The following is a 16242-nucleotide window of genomic DNA, read 5'->3' as shown; positions in this document are numbered from 1 at the left end:
CAATAAAAGTAGAAAACGCCCCATATCCACGCAACCGGCATGGAAAGGGACGTTCTTCGTCACTATTCATTATAAACTCTCCGACTATTCCAGTACCAGCTTAACTGTTGGGGAAAAGGCTGTCCGGGAGGAAGGAGTCAAATCCTTACTTATGGTTCAATCTGCGGTCACCGGCATGGCGAAAAGTGCAGCCAATTGTCCGGGTTAGGTTCACCGCACGCACACGCCGCGGCCACCGTATAGTGAAAAGATGCAGGGAGCGGTGCGCGGTAACCCGCTTTTTCGGGATATTTTGAAAGAATTCGATGATTCCTCTCATTTAGTCCCTCTGCCGCAACCTTTATACTTGAACTATATCAAGTTACTAGACTAACTGCAGAGGTGAAGCTACATGAATCGTTCCACAGCCGTTGCCGTGCAAGCCGCTGCGGGCACTAAGAAACGCCGCACATTCCTGAAACGCTGGGACGCGCCCATCGCGGGATATTTATTTATTTTGCCGTGGCTGCTCGGATTTTTCGGGCTTACCGCGTACCCGATGTTTTTATCTTTGTACTATTCTTTTACTGACTATACGCTGATGGAATCGATCCATTGGGTCGGTTTCCGTAACTATGAACGCATTTTCACGGCTGACGCCAAGTTCCTGCAATCGGTGAAAATCACGTTCTACTACGTCATCGCCTCTGTGCCGCTGAAGCTGGCTGCAGCACTGGGAGTAGCCCTGCTGCTCAATAAGGCGATGAGAGGGATCTCCGCCTACCGCACGGCAATTTATTTCCCGTCGTTGATCGGCGGCAGCATTGCCGTTTCCTTGCTGTGGCGGAACATTTTCGGAGTGGACGGAATTTTCAACGAAATTTTGGCCAAATTCGGCATCCAAGGGATCGGCTGGATCACGAATCCGAGCACGGCGCTTTGGACGCTCATTCTACTGACGGTTTGGCAGTTCGGTTCGTCGATGGTCATCTTCCTCGCAGGACTGAAGCAAATTCCGAATGATCTATATGAAGCGTCCGGTGTGGACGGGGCGAACAAGTTCGTGCAGTTTTTCAAAATTACGCTGCCGATGCTTTCGCCGACGCTATATTTTAATCTCATTATGGGCGTCATCAACGCGTTCCAAATGTTCACCTCCGCTTACGTAATCACGAACGGCGGACCGATGAACTCGACGTACGTTTATGCTTTATATTTGTACGAGCGGGCTTTCAGCCGCTACCAACTCGGTTATTCTTCGGCATTGGCGTGGATTATGCTGGTGATGATTGTCATTGTAGCAGCCATTATCGCCGGGACATCGAAGTACTGGGTATTTTACGAGACTGATACGGGAGGCAAGAAAAGCAAATGACCTTCAAATGGAGCCAAGCAGTCCGTCATCTGTTCATGATCGCCTTCAGTATACTGATGGCCTATCCGGTCCTTTGGTGGGTCGGGGCATCCTTGAAATCCAACAGCGAGCTGAGTTCGCCGAACTTATTCCCATCGTCTCCGCAGTGGAGCAACTTCGTTAACGGGTGGAACTCGGTTCCCGGGCATTCGTTCACGGATTTTTATCTCAACACGTTCGGACTTGAAATTGCCGTCCTTGCGGTAACGCTAATCTCCAGCACGCTGGTTGCGTTCGGCTTCGGCAGACTGGATTTTCCGCTAAAAAACCTCTGGTTCTCCCTGCTCATGGTCACGCTGATGCTTCCGGGGCAGGTGCTCATCATTCCGCAGTATGCGATGTTCCACCAGTTGGGCTGGGTGAATACGTATCTGCCGTTTATCGTGCCTCATCTGCTCGCCAGCGGTGCAGGCGGTACGTTCTTCGTCTTCCTGCTCATCCAATTCGTGCGCGGCATCCCCAAAGAGCTGGACGAATCTGCGAAAATGGACGGCTGCTCCTGGTTCGGCATTTATTGGCGGATCGTGATGCCGCTAACGAAGCCGGCGATTGTGACCGTCATGATTTTCTGCTTCCTATGGAACTGGGACGATTTCCTCGGGCACTTGCTGTACATTAACTCGGTTGATAAATATACGGTCGGGCTCGCGCTGCGGATGATTAACGATTCGCAAACCGGTCAAGAATGGGGACAGTTGCTCGCCATGTCGCTCGTATCTATCGTGCCTGCGACGCTGGTCTTCATGTTCCTGCAGAAGTACTTTGTTGAAGGGATTGCAACGACAGGTATTAAAGGATAAGATGAAAAACAAATAAAGCATGTCCAGAGCGGTAGAGCAGCGTCAGATTACGTTGTTTTACCGTTTCTTTCGCCTAATCGCAACGTTTACGGGAGTGCTATCAAGCATGAAGAATCCTTTCAAAAAATTTAGAATCGACCACCTGTTCTTCCGCAGCTTCGCCGGGCTCATTGTCGTCGTACTGGCTTGCAGCGTCTGGGCCAGCTACAGCATCTCCTCCAAAGAGCTTGTGCAAACGACGTTTCAATACCAGCAGAAGCTGCTCGACGAACTGAATAATGAGATTAGTACAAGGCTTGTGACCATCGAGCAAATCTCGCTCTCCACATCCCGCGATAATGAATTGATTACTTTCTTAACCAGCAAGCAGGATGAGTTCGACCGGTACAGGAGATCGATGAGCGTGGAGAAGGCGTTGGCGAATTTGACGTATTCGATCCCGCTCATCCAGGGGATTGATCTCTATATGAACCGCCCCCTGCAAGGCGATGCCAAAAGCTACATCCAGTTCCGGGACATCGCGGATTTGAACAATCAATCCTTTGCGCAGCTGCTCACCGGTAACGATTTCACATGGTCGATTGAGCATCTCATCCCAAGCTTTCAGGGCGATGTGCCGGTTCTTAGCTTTGCCCGCAAAATTGTGTACGACGACAAATACTTAGGCGTGCTCGTCATTCATGTGAAGGCGGACCAGATCAGGGCCCTGCTGACCGGGCATTCCACCGAATCGAACCGGCTGATGATCGACTCCAGAGGAGAACAGTTTCTGAAGATCGGCCGAATTCCCGACCATAACGAGCTCTCCAACTGGATCGGCAGCGATGCCAAGCAGAAGCAATCGGGGTATATTCGCATCCAGGGCAGCGGCGAGACCGTCGACTCCCTGCTCGTGTACTCCAAGCTGGTTGATTCGAATTGGACACTCGTCGAAATTACACCTTGGCAGCAGATTACGGCGGGGAGTTTTCGATTGGCCGAAGTAATCGGCCTTATCGGGATCGCCGCGGTGCTGCTCACGCTCATTCTCACTCATATTCTGAGCAGACAGTTCACGAAGCCGATCAAAAAACTCGTAAGCGCCATGGGCGTCTATTCCGTTGGGGGCAACAACGTAGAGCTTCCCCATGACTATGAGAACGAGTTCGGCTATTTGTTCTCCGGCTACCGCAAGCAAAATGAGCGGATTGAGGAATTGTATCTCTCCCTGCAGCGCAGGTACGAACAGCAGCGCAAGGCGGAAATTGAGGCGCTGCAAGCCAACATCAATCCGCATTTCCTCTATAATACATTGGACCAGCTGAATTGGATGGCGATTGAAGCGGGGCAGGATGAGATCAGCCGCATTCTGGAGCTCATGGGACGCATGTTCCGGATCGGTCTCTCCAACGGGGCTGCCTTCATCACGATCGAAGAGGAGCTCATGCATATCGAGAGCTATCTGGAAATTCAACAGCTGCGATGGCGAACGGGGCTTGACTACACCGTGGAAGCGTCCCCCGACATTCGGAAGCTGTTCATTCCCAAGCTCACGCTGCAGCCTTTCGTCGAGAATGCGATCGTTCACGGGTTTAACATGCGCAGTCAAGGCAGGATCGACATCCGCCTCGCGCTTGCAGACAGCAGCCTTCACATCACGATAGACGATAATGGAATCGGCCTGCAGCAGGCTGTGGACAAGCAGCATAAGCGCAAAACAGGCGGATATGGCATCCGCAATGTCAAAGAACGAATCGCCGGGTATTTCGGAGGCGGCTATGGCGTTACGCTGATGGAGCGGGAAGAGGGAGGTACCCGGGTCTTGATCAGACTGCCTATGCTCGAAGTGCCTCCAGTGAACGACCCGTTGTAGGATGCGGCATAGTTCGGTGTATTTTATAAAGAATCGTGCATCTGTCTTCTACCGCGCAAGCGCAAGGATTGATAGGATAGTTGTAGACATTTCCAATAACGTCACTCAAGCCTGGAACAGCTTCTGTTCCGGGCCGAAGTTATATGCTGTGCAGACGGTTCACAAGGTTGAAGTTTAGGAGGTAAGCGTTGTGTGGAAAATCGCGATCATTGACGATGAACGCCAAGTGCTTCAAGGGATGAAGAGAGCCATTCCCTGGGACGAGCTGGAAGCCGAATGGGTCGGGGAAGCCTTGAACGGACAGGAAGGGCTGGAACTGATTCGGAGAGCCGCGCCGGACATTGTCATTACAGATATTTATATGCCGGTGATGAGCGGTCTTGATATGATCGAACAGCTTAGGCGGGAAGGCTTTGGCGGTAAAATCATTATTCTGAGCGGATATTCCGATTTCGAGCATGCGAGGCAGGCGCTTCGCCATAATGTCAGCGATTATTTATCCAAGCCGATCTCCGTTCCTACGTTGAAATCCATTCTCGGCAAAGCCATCGAAGAGTTGATGGACGAGGAAGAGAAGCGTATCAAGCAGGACGAGCTTCAGCAGATATTGATGCTTTACGAGCCTTTTATCGAGAAGGAATGGGTGAAATCGGCGGTTGCCGGAACGCTGGACAGATCTTATCGGAGCGAGGACAGACTGCCGCAGCCATACCGTTTCTGGTGCGGACGCAAGCATGTGGTCGTCGGGATCGAACTGATCCGCGACGTTCGGTCGAGCCGTCTTTCGCTGCCGGATTGGAACTTGTTCCGCTTCGCAATCAGCAACATCGCTTGCGAGGTGGCCCGCGAATCGTTCCAAGCCATTGAATATGTAGAACTCCATGGCACGAGAGCTGTGCTTATTCTGCATCCCGAGGCGGACTGCCGGCAGGAAGACCTGGATCGGAGCCTCGGGGAGCTTGGCGTCAAACTTATCGACTGTATCAAAAATTACTTGAAGCTGGTCATTCGTATCGGCATCGGAGGCACCAAAGCCGAGTGGACGGCGATGCCGGACTCCACCGAGGAAGCGTTCCGGGCTATTGACTTGCGGGACCGCCGCGTCGAGCCGGCTTACGAAGTCTTCAATTATAGCGAAGAGACGGGGGCCGGTCAGGGAACGCTGGTCATGCGTCCGGCGAAGTTTTATTTCGAGCTGGCCGGCGCGATGAAGGCATCGCAGGAAACGCAAGCGCAGCAGCTGGTTGCTGGATATATGAAGCAGTTGAAGGAGCAAAAAGGCATTACACCCGAATATGTGCAAATGCTGGCGGGCGAGCTTTGGGGAATTTTCGCCTACTGCTTGTATGAGGTCGGCATGGTGTTGGACGATATTTTCTCGAACGAGCAGATTGTCCAAGAAATGGTCGGGCTGACGCAGCCCCAGCAGCTGGAGGAATGGCTGACGGCCAAAATATCCGTGATTTTCAGCAGCAGGCAGTGGAAAGGCAACAGCAAGCACAGGCAGGCGGTCGATTTCATGACGCAGTATATCCACGAGCATTATGCGGAAGATATGACGCTTGCGGATTTGGCGGACAAGGTATATATCTCGCGCAACCACTTGTCGATTATTTTTAAGAATATGACAGGCGAGACGTTCAATACGTACTTGACGCGCGTGCGCATCGAGAAGGCCAGAGAGCTGCTGTTGGAAAGAAACATGCTCGTCTACGAAGTGGCGGAGCAGGTCGGTTATAAGAACGTGCCGTACTTCAGCACGCTGTTCAAGAAGTTTACCGGAATGAACCCAACGGAACTTATCAAATGACGAAACAAGGAGAGAGCATGCGCATGAGCGAACTAGTACAATTACCCGTAACGATGAAAGCAGCCGTGATGACCAAGCCTGGCACGATCGTATTGGAAGAACGTCCGGTGCCTGTCCCTGGCCCCCATGAGGTTCTGATCAAAGTGATGGCGGTCGGCGTGTGCGGGTCCGATGTCCACTATTTCGAGAATGGCCGCATCGGCCGCTACGTGGTGGAGAAGCCGATCATTCTCGGGCACGAATGCGCGGGCGTTATCGCGGCTGCGGGAGCGGCGGTTACGAACGTGCGTCCCGGCGACCGCGTCGCCATCGAGCCCGGCGTGACTTGCGGGCATTGCCGCTCCTGCAAAGAAGGCCGCTACAACTTGTGCCCGGATGTGCAGTTCCTCGCAACGCCGCCGGTAGACGGCGCCTTCGTTCAATATATGACGATCCGTGCGGACATGGTGTTCCCGATCCCGGATCATCTGTCCTTCGAGGCGGCGTCTCTCGTCGAGCCTTTCTCCGTCGGCATTCACGCAGCCAAGCGCTGCAAGCTGCAAGCGGGCTCGACCGTGGCTATCATGGGCATGGGACCGGTCGGCTTGACGGCCGTGGCTGCGGCCAAATCGTTCGGTGCAAGCCGGATCATCGCCACCGACTTGGAGCAGGTTCGTTTGGATGCAGCCAAACGGATGGGGGCGACAGACGTCATCAACGTCAAGGAGACGGACGCGGTTCAGCGCATCCGGGAGTTGACGGATGGTGAAGGCGTGGATGCCGCTTGGGAGACGGCCGGCAATCCGCGTGCCTTGCAATCGGCGCTCTATTCGCTGCGCCGCGGAGGCAAGCTGGTGATCGTGGGCTTGCCGGCACAGGATGAGATTCCGCTCAATGTGCCCTTCATGGCGGATAATGAGATCGATATTTATGGCGTTTTCCGGTATGCGAACACGTACCCGACAGGGATTGGATTTCTTGCCGGGGACGGCATTGACGCCATGTCGCTCGTGACGGACCGCTACCCGCTCGAACAGACGCAGGAAGCGCTGGAACGCGCGATTCATAATAAGAGCGGCAGCTTGAAAGTTATGGTCTATCCGAACGAAGTTCTGTAACATGCAATCGGGAGGGATGTACGTTGAAACCAGTAAAATTCAGCATTATCGGCGGCGCCGGCTTTCGGGCGCAATATTTCCTGCGAATCGCTCAGGCGCTGCCTGAGCGATTCGAGGTTAGCGGCATGGTGGTCAGGAATGAAGAGAAAGGGCGGGAGATGGAAGCTGCCTGGGGAACGCCAACGTACCGAACCCTGGAAGGGCTGCTTGCTGAAGAACGGCCTGATTTTGTCCTCATTTCGGTCTCTCCGGCACAGAGCCTGGATTATCTGCTGAAGCTCGCCGAGCTGGATATTCCTGTTCTGCTGGAAACGCCGCCGGCTCCGGATTTAAGCGGACTTCAGCTGCTGCACGAGCGGTTGACGCTTCGCGGGGCGCGCGTGCAGGTTGCTGAGCAGTACCATTTCCATCCCGTCCAGCAAGCAAGGCTGGCACTCATTCAATCCGGCCGATTGGGCCGGATTACCGAAACGACGGTATCGATCTCGCATCTGTATCATGGGGTCTCTCTGATCCGCAAAATGCTGGGGATCACCTATGAAGACGTTCGGATTCGAGCGATGCGCTTTGCCTCCGAGTGGGTTCAAGGCCCGACGCGGAGCGGTCCGCCGACGGAAGATAAGCTCGTCCCTTCACAGCGGGATTTGGCTTGGCTCGACTTCGGCGACCGGCTGGGAATTTACGATTTCACGAAAGATCAGCATCGTTCATGGACGCGCTCCAATCACTTGTCCGTCAGGGGCGAACGCGGGGAGATTTTCGATAACCGGGTGCTGATTCAGCAGGATTCATGCGCAGAGCTGCGCATGGAGCTGAAACGCATGAACCGGGGCGAACTGGAGAACGCGGAAGGCTACTATTTGAAGGGCATCCTATGCGGGGAGCAGTGGGTGTATGAGAATCCGTTTGCCCCGGCGAGATTATACGACGACGAAATTGCCATTGCCTTCTGCATGCAGAAGATGGCTGAGTATGCTGCCGGCGGTCCCGGCTTCTATAGTCTGGCGGAGGCTTCGCAGGATCACTATCTCGGCATGATGATCGAGAAGGCTATTGCAACCGGAGAAACCGTAACATCGGTGCCCCAATGTTGGGTACCCTCATGAGGTACATAACCCAAAGACTGATGCGAATAGCATTGGTCTTTTTATTATTTTGGGGTTTGGGGGAAACCGGCCGTTGTCCCGTGCCTTGTTAACGGACACAGTTGACCTTTTTCGATGAAAAAGGGCCCCTTGGAAAGTGTAACGGACACCAGTATCGTTATTTGCCTGTTTTGGGCCTGATTTGGTCCCGAAGACGGCGAATAAGGTCCATGTTGTCCGTTAGCAGCGATATGCAACGTTTTGCACGAGGATAACGGCTGCAGTGTCCATTAGCGCGATACACATCTACATTGTAGATTTTTCAGAAAATTATGTCAATATACCTTACATGATATTTTCTTAGGATGACGGATATAGGCCGAAAGTATTACAGATTCAAGAATTTAACTACTTTTGTCTTGCTTTACGATAGAAATCGCTATAGAATGTCGAATAAGATGATGAATGTCATAGAAAATCACACCATATGTGATTAAAGGGGGATGGGGTATGTTTGATTGGCTTGGGTTTCGAAAAGGACTGCCTTTATGGTGGTCGTATCGCCTGAATCGGCATCTCAAGGAAGATGTAGAACATATCTTTGAAGGTATTGCCCATACGCGTACCGAGATTTTGCGCAGTTGGGTCGAGTCTTATTGGCTGCATTTGGACAGGTTGAACGTACAAATCGCGAAGTCGGCAGCGGCGCAGGATGCAGTGGGTCTGCACAAAATGCTGGCCATCACGCTGAAAAACGGTGCCGATTTCTCGGAAATTTTCATGCTGGACGACAAGGGGACCGTCTGCGGCTCCACCTATCCCGCTCATGTCGGGAAATCTTACGAGGCTGGAAGTGTACTGGCAAAAGGGCTGGAGATGAGCCGCAAAGGGGACAAATGCTTATTCGGGCCCTTTTCCGACGAGATGACGCTGAAGATCGGCCCCAGCACCTCGCCGTTTCACGATGCGATGACGTTGGCTTTCATTCTGCCTGTGATGGAAGGCGGCGTGTGGAAAGGGGCGCTCTGCGGACGCGTGCCCAATGATGTGCTCGGCGATCTCATTCAGCGGGAATCCGGGCATGTATACCCGGATTCCGGCGACAATTATTTGTTCATGGCGAAGCCTGTGCTCAATAAGCATATCGCTCCGGGTACGGCGCTGTCGCGCAGCCGGTTCGAGGATCTGACCTTCACGCACGGGGATAACTTGAAAGACGGCGTACGCACGGATTTCGGCATCGTGCGGGTCAAGGAGCATACGGAGCTGGAGCTCGTCTTCACGGATCCGGCTACGAGCCAGCTGCATCCCGGGGTTGCGGGAACGATTGCCCAAGGACACAACCTCTTCGTAGAGTTTCCCGGCTATTCCGACTACCGGCATATCCCGGTTATCGGCAAAGGGGTGACGTTCCAGCTGCCGCATTGCCCGGACGTATGGGGCATGATGTGCGAAGGGGATCTGGAAGAGGTGTACCGGATCCGCAGCATTGACTGGAAGCTGTTCAGCTTGCAGCTGTGGTTCCTCGCAGGCTTTATCGTTTTATCGGGCGCAAGTTTCTGGCTGTTGTCCGGCCATGTTTCCGGCTGGCTCGGCGGAGTGATCACCGCAGCCGCCAGCGCGGTGTACGGTGTCATTGGCTCTAGCTTGATCCGGCGCCAAGGAAGTAAACCGCTCGTCCGGCAGCTCGCACAAATCAATAAATTCATCCGTGTGAACGCCGAGGGCAGCGGAGACTTAACGCAGCGTCTGCAGGTGCAGGAGTTCGCCGGGGATGAAACGCGGGAGCTGGCGAAGTGGATCAACAATATGATCGACTCGCTGGAAGGGATTATGCTGCAGGTCAAGCAGGCGGCCGCCGAGGTGCAGACCAGCCAGGAGCTGATGAACGAGTCGACGGGGTCCACCGAGCAGTCGACCGGCCGCATGAGCACCCAGATTCACAACATGATCCGCTCTTTGCGCGGCCAGCTGAAGGACATCGATATCGCCAAGGATGTCACGCAGAATATGAGCGGCACGCTGCGCGAGCTGGAGGATAAGGCATCCGATCAAATTGCCGTCGCCCAGGACGAAGTAGGCCGCATCGGTGATAAGATGGATCAGATCTCCGTCAAAGTCGCCGAAACGAACCGCACGATCCAGACGTTCCTGCTCACGACGCAGGAGATTCCCAAGCTGCTGAAGGTGATTGAGGAAATATCCGCGCAGACCAACCTGCTCTCGCTGAATGCCTCCATCGAAGCGGCCCGGGTCGGCGAGCACGGCAAAGGCTTCGCCGTCGTGGCCGGGGAGATCCGCAAGTTGGCGGATCTGACGAAGAAATCGACGGAAGAGATCAACGAGACGATCGAGCAGATCGAACGCCATGCCAATGAAGCGTTCCTCTCGATGGAGGAAGGCACGAAGGTCGTCCTGGAAGGGACGCAAATCGTTGCGGCGGCCACGGAGATTCTCAGCAGCGCCAGCGCCCGCGACACGAAGAAGACCCAAGTCGTCGAAGAAGTGGTGGCGCTGATGGAGAAGGTTGCCGGCGTGAGTAAGGAGAACCGCCAAATCTCGGCGGAGGTGGAGCAAACCGTGCAGGAGCTGCTGCACGATATGCTGCACGTGCGCCAAACGACGGAAGAGGTCGGAGCGATTACGGAGTCGCTGCTCCAGCTCGTGAAGCAGTTCAAATTGACCGAAAGCCGCATTCGATAATTGCCCTTGTTTTCCTTCGCATGTTAGCTGACCCCTTCTGCATACAATGGTAATGCGGAAAGAGTCAGTTTTTTTCTTGCGCAACAAAACTTAAAGGAGGATGACGAATGAACCACCGTTTGAGCATTCAAACGAATAGGGAGTATGTCGCGGATCCCGGGAATTTCCCGTTGCTCGTAGAGCGTCTGAAGGAGGAGCACGTGCAGATGCGTCAGCAGCTCTCCGAGATTCGTATGATGGCGGCTTCCTTGTACTCCCTCGAGGATTGCTCAATAGGAATGTGCAAGCTGATTGAACTCCAAGACAGGATTCTATTCCTGGTAGAAGAGCTGGAGCAGCATTCGGAATGGGAAGAGAGGGTACTGTTTCCCCAGCTGCAATCGTATTTGCATCCGACCACCGCGCTGTCTGTCTCCCGTTCCATCTCTGTGCTGGAACAGGATCATGACTTGGCCAAACGGGTTGTGCAAACTTTCGTTGACGGTGTGAATGCGATGAAAGTGCCGATAGATGAGGAGTTTCTGCATTTGATGGCATCGGAGCTGTCGACAGCCTGCCTCATACTGCTTAAACATTTCACATTGGAGGAGGAGTTGGTGTATCCGCTAACCGACCGGATTATGGAGCAGTTCACGTAGCTTTACATAGCAAAGGGCCTTTCGCAAGTCGGATGACTTGCAGAAGGCCCTTTCAAATTGACATGCCGGATGGTGAAACGCCGTTAAGCCTCAAGCCGGCTCATCGTTTTCTCTTCGCATTCCGTGGAGCAGAAGCTGTTGTGCTCCTCTTCGCAAGCCTCGCAGCAAATATGCTTCAAGTGGCAGAGGTCGTTCGCGCAATTGATGTAGCGGTCCTCCGCCTTGCCGCAGTGGTAACATTTGCCTACGATGACATCTTCTTCCGTACGGTTGATCGGAACGGAGATGCGCTCGTCGAAGACGTAGCATTTGCCGTCGAAGAGACGGCCTTTCACTTCTTCGTCTTTGCCGTAGGTGACGATGCCGCCATCAAGTTGGTACACTTCCTTGAATCCTTCGTTGATCAGGAAGCCGGACAGTTTCTCGCAGCGGATCCCGCCCGTACAGTACGTTAGAATCGGCTTGTCCTTATACTGCTCAAGATTGTTGCGGATCCACTCCGGGAACTCCCGCGTCGTTTCCACTTCCGGACGAATCGCGCCGCGGAAATGGCCGATATCGTATTCATAATGGTTGCGTCCATCCAGAACGATGACATCCTCCTGCTGGAGCTTCTCGTAGAAATCCTTCGGCTTCAGATGAACGCCGGTAAGCTGATTCGGGTTCACATCTTCCTCAAGCCGGAAGGTGACGAGCTCTTTTTTGGGGCGGACGAACAGCTTCTTGAAAGCATGTCCTTCGCTCTCGTCGATCTTGTACACCATATCCTTGAACAGAGGCATCTGGCTCATCATCTTCATGTAAGCATCGGTCTGCTCGACAGTTCCCGAGAGCGTTCCGTTGATGCCCTCCGGGGCGATCAGAATCCGGCCTTTGATGCCGAGCTTCTTGCAGAAGGCGAGATGCTCGCTTGCTAATGCTTCATGATCTATGACGTTAACGAATTTATAATACAACAAAATGCGGTATGGAGCGTTTTGTTCTGCCATGATTTGTTTAACCACCTATACGTATAAAATGCATGCTCCCAGCCTGAAGGCAGAGAGAGCATAAGCATAGTGTGACATAAAACCGCACATTTTTCAATCGAGGGGCAATTTTTGGATCGTATGAAACACCTCTTCCAAGGCAATGGCCAGCGCTTGCAGCTGGTTGTGGACGAGATTGGACCGGGATTCGTCCGGCGGCGCCGCATCGGACAGCATGTCTTCCAGAGCCGTTGCCGCGGCAAGGACACGATAAGCGGACAAGTTGCTCGCCGAGCCGCGAAGCGTGTGCAGCAGCTTCAGGGCTTCCTCGTATTTGGTTTGCCGAATGGCTGTACCCAACTGCTCGACGAGACCTTGGGACTGCTCATGGAACTTGCGCAGCATGTGATGATAGATATCGGTTTTCCCGAGCAGCCGTCCCAGCGCTTCATCCTTGTTCAATCCGGGAGTCGCCATGTTGGCCCGCTCGTTCAAGATGCCGTTGACGGCTTCGAACAGCCGGTCCGGTATGATCGGCTTGGAGATGACCTCATTCATGCCGGCACGGATGCAGGCAAGACGCTTCTCCAGAGTCGAATCGGCCGTAACTGCAATGATCGGAATATGCCGCCACTTGGGTTGAAGCCGGATGTGCTTCGCGGTTTCGATGCCGTCGAGCTCTGGCATATGAATGTCCAGCAGGATCAGATCGTAATCCTCCGCCTCCATGAGCGCCAAAGCTTCGAAGCCGTTGGATGCGACATGCACGTCAGCGTTCATGCCGGCAAGGAGGTTCCTGGCGACCGTTTGATTAATTTCGTTATCTTCGACTAGCAAAATGCGCGGGGCTGAAGTCCACGATTCTATGGCGCTGATGCCCCCGCTGCCGGATTCGGCGCCGCCGGTCAAGTTCTGCAGCGTGTGATACAAGCTGCTTCTGGAGACGGGTTTCACCAGGATCGCGTCCGGCGCGGCCTCAGGAGGCAGCTGTTCCAGAGCGTCGCGGCCCGGAAGCGTCGTGTAAATAATCGTTCTCAGGTTATGGCGCTTGCACGCCTCCAGCATGTCCAGCCACACTTCTTCCCCGTACATGTCAGAAGCCTCCATATCCAGCACGATTATATCGAGCGGGATGGCCCCAACCGCTTGCCTCGCTTCCTTCCACGCGTACACGCCTTCCGCATCAGTGCACATGGCGTGAAGCGTACGCAGCAGCACCCGATGCAGCTCGGGATGATCCTCGACGAGGAAGGCCCGAAGCGGGAACGGCTTGGGCGTCTTCACCGCCTGTGAAGATAAGGAGAACGGAAGGCTCACTCTGAACTCGCTGCCGGTGTCAGGCTGGCTGAACGCTTCGATCCAGCCCCCCATGTTCTCGATAATATTCTTGGCAATGACAAGGCCAAGCCCTGTACCGCCGAATTTGCGGCTGGTTCCTTCGTCGGCCTGCACGAAGGGCTGAAACAGCTTGGCGAGCTGTTCCTCGCTCATGCCGATGCCCGTGTCGATGATGCTGAAGCGGATAGCGGCGAAGTCGTCCCTTTGCTCTTCGACATGAATTCGCAGCGTGACCGTCCCTTGCTCCGTGAATTTGATGGCATTGCTGGTGAGATTCAGCAGCACCTGGTACAGACGCAGCGAATCGCCGATGAGACTGAGCGGAACATCCTCTTCAATATCGCAAATAAAATCAACCGGCTTATGTCCCAATAGCACGCTGAGTGTTTCGCACACTCTGTCGACCGTGTCGTCTAGCAGGAAGTCGTGGTGTTCGATCAACAGCTTGTCGACCTCCAGCTTGGAGAAGTCCAGAATATCGCTGATGATTTGGGACAGCGAGAGCGAGGATTTCATGATTTTGCTCATATAATCGCGCTGCAGCGGGGACATGGCGGTCCGCTCCATGAGATGGGATAAGCCGACGATGCCGTTGAGCGGGGTTCGAATTTCATGGCTCATCCGTGCCAGGAAGATGCCCTTGGTCAAATTCGCGTCATCGGCTTCCTGCTTCGCGCGGATGAGCCCCTCTTTGGCCTGCCGCTGCTCGGTAACATCCCGTGAAATGGCGGAGAAATAGCGTTCGCCTTTCTCGGCAGGGCTGTGCGGGACGACGACGACGTCGATGAATATTCGGCGTTGCTCCTTGGTCAAGACCTCCGCCTCGAATTCCCAGAAGCCATCGGTTATAGCTGTAAGCAGCCCTTCGTCCAGATCGACGTCCGATTGGATGTCTACGTACTCGCTGAAATGGTAACGCGGGTTTGTGTCGCGCTCCAGGTCGAGCAGGTTTCTGCAGGCTTGATTCATATAGAAAATGTTGCCCTGCATATCGAAGGAGAGGATGGCGTCCCTGGCGCTTTCTACAATCGTCAGCAGCCGCAGCTTCGTTTCATTGCTTTCTTTGATGTCGGAGATGTCGCGGGCAATGAAGACGAAGCCTTTGAGATCGCCGCCAGGGTGCGTAATGGCGCTCACACTGAGCTGGACGAAGATGCGCATGCCTTCCTTGTGATACCAGATCCATTCCAAATCTTCATTCATCTGGCGCAAGGACCGGATGACGAGCGCCGTACAATCGGCCGGGATGTGCTCTCCCAGCTCCTGCGAATATTTGGCGGCCCGTTCGGCGAGCTGCTCTTGATCCAGCCATAGCATCGGCGTAGCCTTCTTATGCACCTCGCTTAACGAATAACCGAGCAGCTCCATCGCTCGACGGTTCATATGGTTAATAGAGAAATGAGGGTCCGTGACGATCATCGCATATTGATTATGGTGAATGAAAGCTTCGAAGGGCTCGAACAGCTCGCGCAAATTGTCGATCATCCCGTTGACGGAATGGGCGAGCGCGCCGAGCTCATCTTTGCTGGTGAAGCTGAGCGGTTGGATGTAAAAGTCGCCGGCTGCGACCGATTCCGTTACCCGCAATATTTGTTGGACGCGGGAGATGATCAAGGTATTGGCCGTCAAGCGAATCAGCAAGAAGATGACGACCGTCGTGACGAAGATCAATCCGACAGTCCACCACAGCAGCGTGCTGGCCGGCGCTTGCACCGCTTTGGCCGGCATCGAGTAGGCAAGATGCCAGTTCAGATGGGGGACGCGGGCATAGAACCACTGCGCTTCGCTGCCGTTATCCAGAACTTGATCGAAATAACCGGCATCATGCTGGAAGGCTTCATTAAAGTCCTTCGTTAGCCCGGGATTGTTCTTGAAAATGTTTTGGGTCAATATTTTGCTGTTGTCGGAATGGTAGAGAATCATGCCTTCATGATTCACGATAACCGTCTGGCCGCCCGCCAGCGGCGGATACAGATGCTCGCGGAACGTTCGGTCCGCATCCAGCGAGATATCGACGATGCTCGTTATCTGTTTGTTCTCGTTATAGATAGGCGCTGTAATTGTAATGATGTACGTCTTGGATACTTCGCCGATGTGCGGATCGGAAATGAACGTTTGGCCGAGAAGAGCTTCTTCGAATCTTCGCTCGCCTTTAATGTTCAATCGCTGTCCGTTGGTTAACAGCAAATTGCCCTGCAAATCAACGACCCCCATAGAGGAGAAACGATTATTGCCCGCTTGCAGCTCTTGGGTCAAATATTGAATCTGCGCTTTCGGCGTTCCTTTTCTCATGTCGCTCACGCGGCTGACAAGCTCCACTTCGGCTACGCGAATGGACAGGAAATCGTACAAATTTTGCGCGGAATTGGCGACGGAAGCAACGGCCTGATTTTTCATTTGCTCGATTAATTTGTCTTTGGACAGCTTGTAGTTCGTAAAGCCGACGACGGCTAGTGAAATCGTTGTAATCAGTACCATCAGCGCAACCAGCTTAAAACGCAAGGAAGATGACATGGAAACCTCCATAATTCGACAAAATGTTAGGAAAACTCATAATT

Annotated in this window: 10 protein-coding genes; 8 read left to right on the top strand and 2 right to left on the bottom strand. The window is 53.7% G+C overall.

The annotated features are described in order from the left end of the window. Positions 1 to 391: 391 nt before the first annotated feature. From J2X61_RS00295 to J2X61_RS00260, 8 genes are all read left to right on the top strand, one after another. Positions 392 to 1354: a carbohydrate ABC transporter permease gene (locus tag J2X61_RS00295; RefSeq protein ID WP_274466435.1), complete on the top strand. Its 963-nt coding sequence runs from the start codon at positions 392 to 394 to the stop codon at positions 1352 to 1354. After that, positions 1351 to 2193, top strand: a complete 843-nt coding sequence (locus J2X61_RS00290) for a carbohydrate ABC transporter permease (protein WP_274466434.1) — start codon at positions 1351 to 1353, stop codon at positions 2191 to 2193. The genes J2X61_RS00295 and J2X61_RS00290 overlap by 4 nt, the downstream gene beginning before the upstream one ends. Positions 2194 to 2299: 106 nt before the next feature. Further along, positions 2300 to 4045, top strand: a complete 1746-nt coding sequence (locus J2X61_RS00285; RefSeq protein WP_310185640.1) for a cache domain-containing sensor histidine kinase — start codon at positions 2300 to 2302, stop codon at positions 4043 to 4045. 190 nt (positions 4046 to 4235) lie between these two features. Then, positions 4236 to 5855 carry a response regulator transcription factor gene (locus J2X61_RS00280; protein WP_310184985.1) on the top strand — a complete coding sequence of 540 codons (1620 nt, stop codon included), beginning with the start codon at positions 4236 to 4238 and terminating at the stop codon, positions 5853 to 5855. 23 nt (positions 5856 to 5878) lie between these two features. Then, positions 5879 to 6952 carry an NAD(P)-dependent alcohol dehydrogenase gene (locus tag J2X61_RS00275; protein WP_274466430.1) on the top strand — a complete coding sequence of 358 codons (1074 nt, stop codon included), beginning with the start codon at positions 5879 to 5881 and terminating at the stop codon, positions 6950 to 6952. Positions 6953 to 6975: 23 nt separating this feature from the next. Then, on the top strand, positions 6976 to 8058 hold the full coding sequence (locus J2X61_RS00270; protein ID WP_274466429.1) for a Gfo/Idh/MocA family protein: 1083 nt from the start codon (positions 6976 to 6978) through the stop codon (positions 8056 to 8058). A gap of 489 nt (positions 8059 to 8547) precedes the next feature. Continuing rightward, positions 8548 to 10740, top strand: a complete 2193-nt coding sequence (locus J2X61_RS00265) for a methyl-accepting chemotaxis protein (protein WP_310184983.1) — start codon at positions 8548 to 8550, stop codon at positions 10738 to 10740. A gap of 107 nt (positions 10741 to 10847) precedes the next feature. Continuing rightward, positions 10848 to 11378 carry a hemerythrin domain-containing protein gene (locus tag J2X61_RS00260; RefSeq protein ID WP_274466427.1) on the top strand — a complete coding sequence of 177 codons (531 nt, stop codon included), beginning with the start codon at positions 10848 to 10850 and terminating at the stop codon, positions 11376 to 11378. Between the two features lie 83 nt (positions 11379 to 11461). On the opposite strand, the gene trhO is transcribed toward J2X61_RS00260, so the two are convergent. After that, positions 11462 to 12367: an oxygen-dependent tRNA uridine(34) hydroxylase TrhO gene (gene trhO / locus J2X61_RS00255; protein WP_274466426.1), complete on the bottom strand. Its 906-nt coding sequence runs from the start codon at positions 12365 to 12367 to the stop codon at positions 11462 to 11464. A 93-nt stretch (positions 12368 to 12460) separates the two neighbouring features. Beyond that, positions 12461 to 16198 carry a response regulator gene (locus tag J2X61_RS00250; protein ID WP_310184981.1) on the bottom strand — a complete coding sequence of 1246 codons (3738 nt, stop codon included), beginning with the start codon at positions 16196 to 16198 and terminating at the stop codon, positions 12461 to 12463. Between the last annotated feature and the right edge of the window lie 44 nt (positions 16199 to 16242).

The sequence above is a fragment of the Bacillus sp. 3255 genome (assembly GCF_031456485.1).
Classification (GTDB): Bacteria; Bacillota; Bacilli; order Paenibacillales; family NBRC-103111; genus Paenibacillus_E.
Note: the sequence above shows the minus strand (reverse complement) of the source record. Positions and strands in the feature narration are given on the sequence as shown.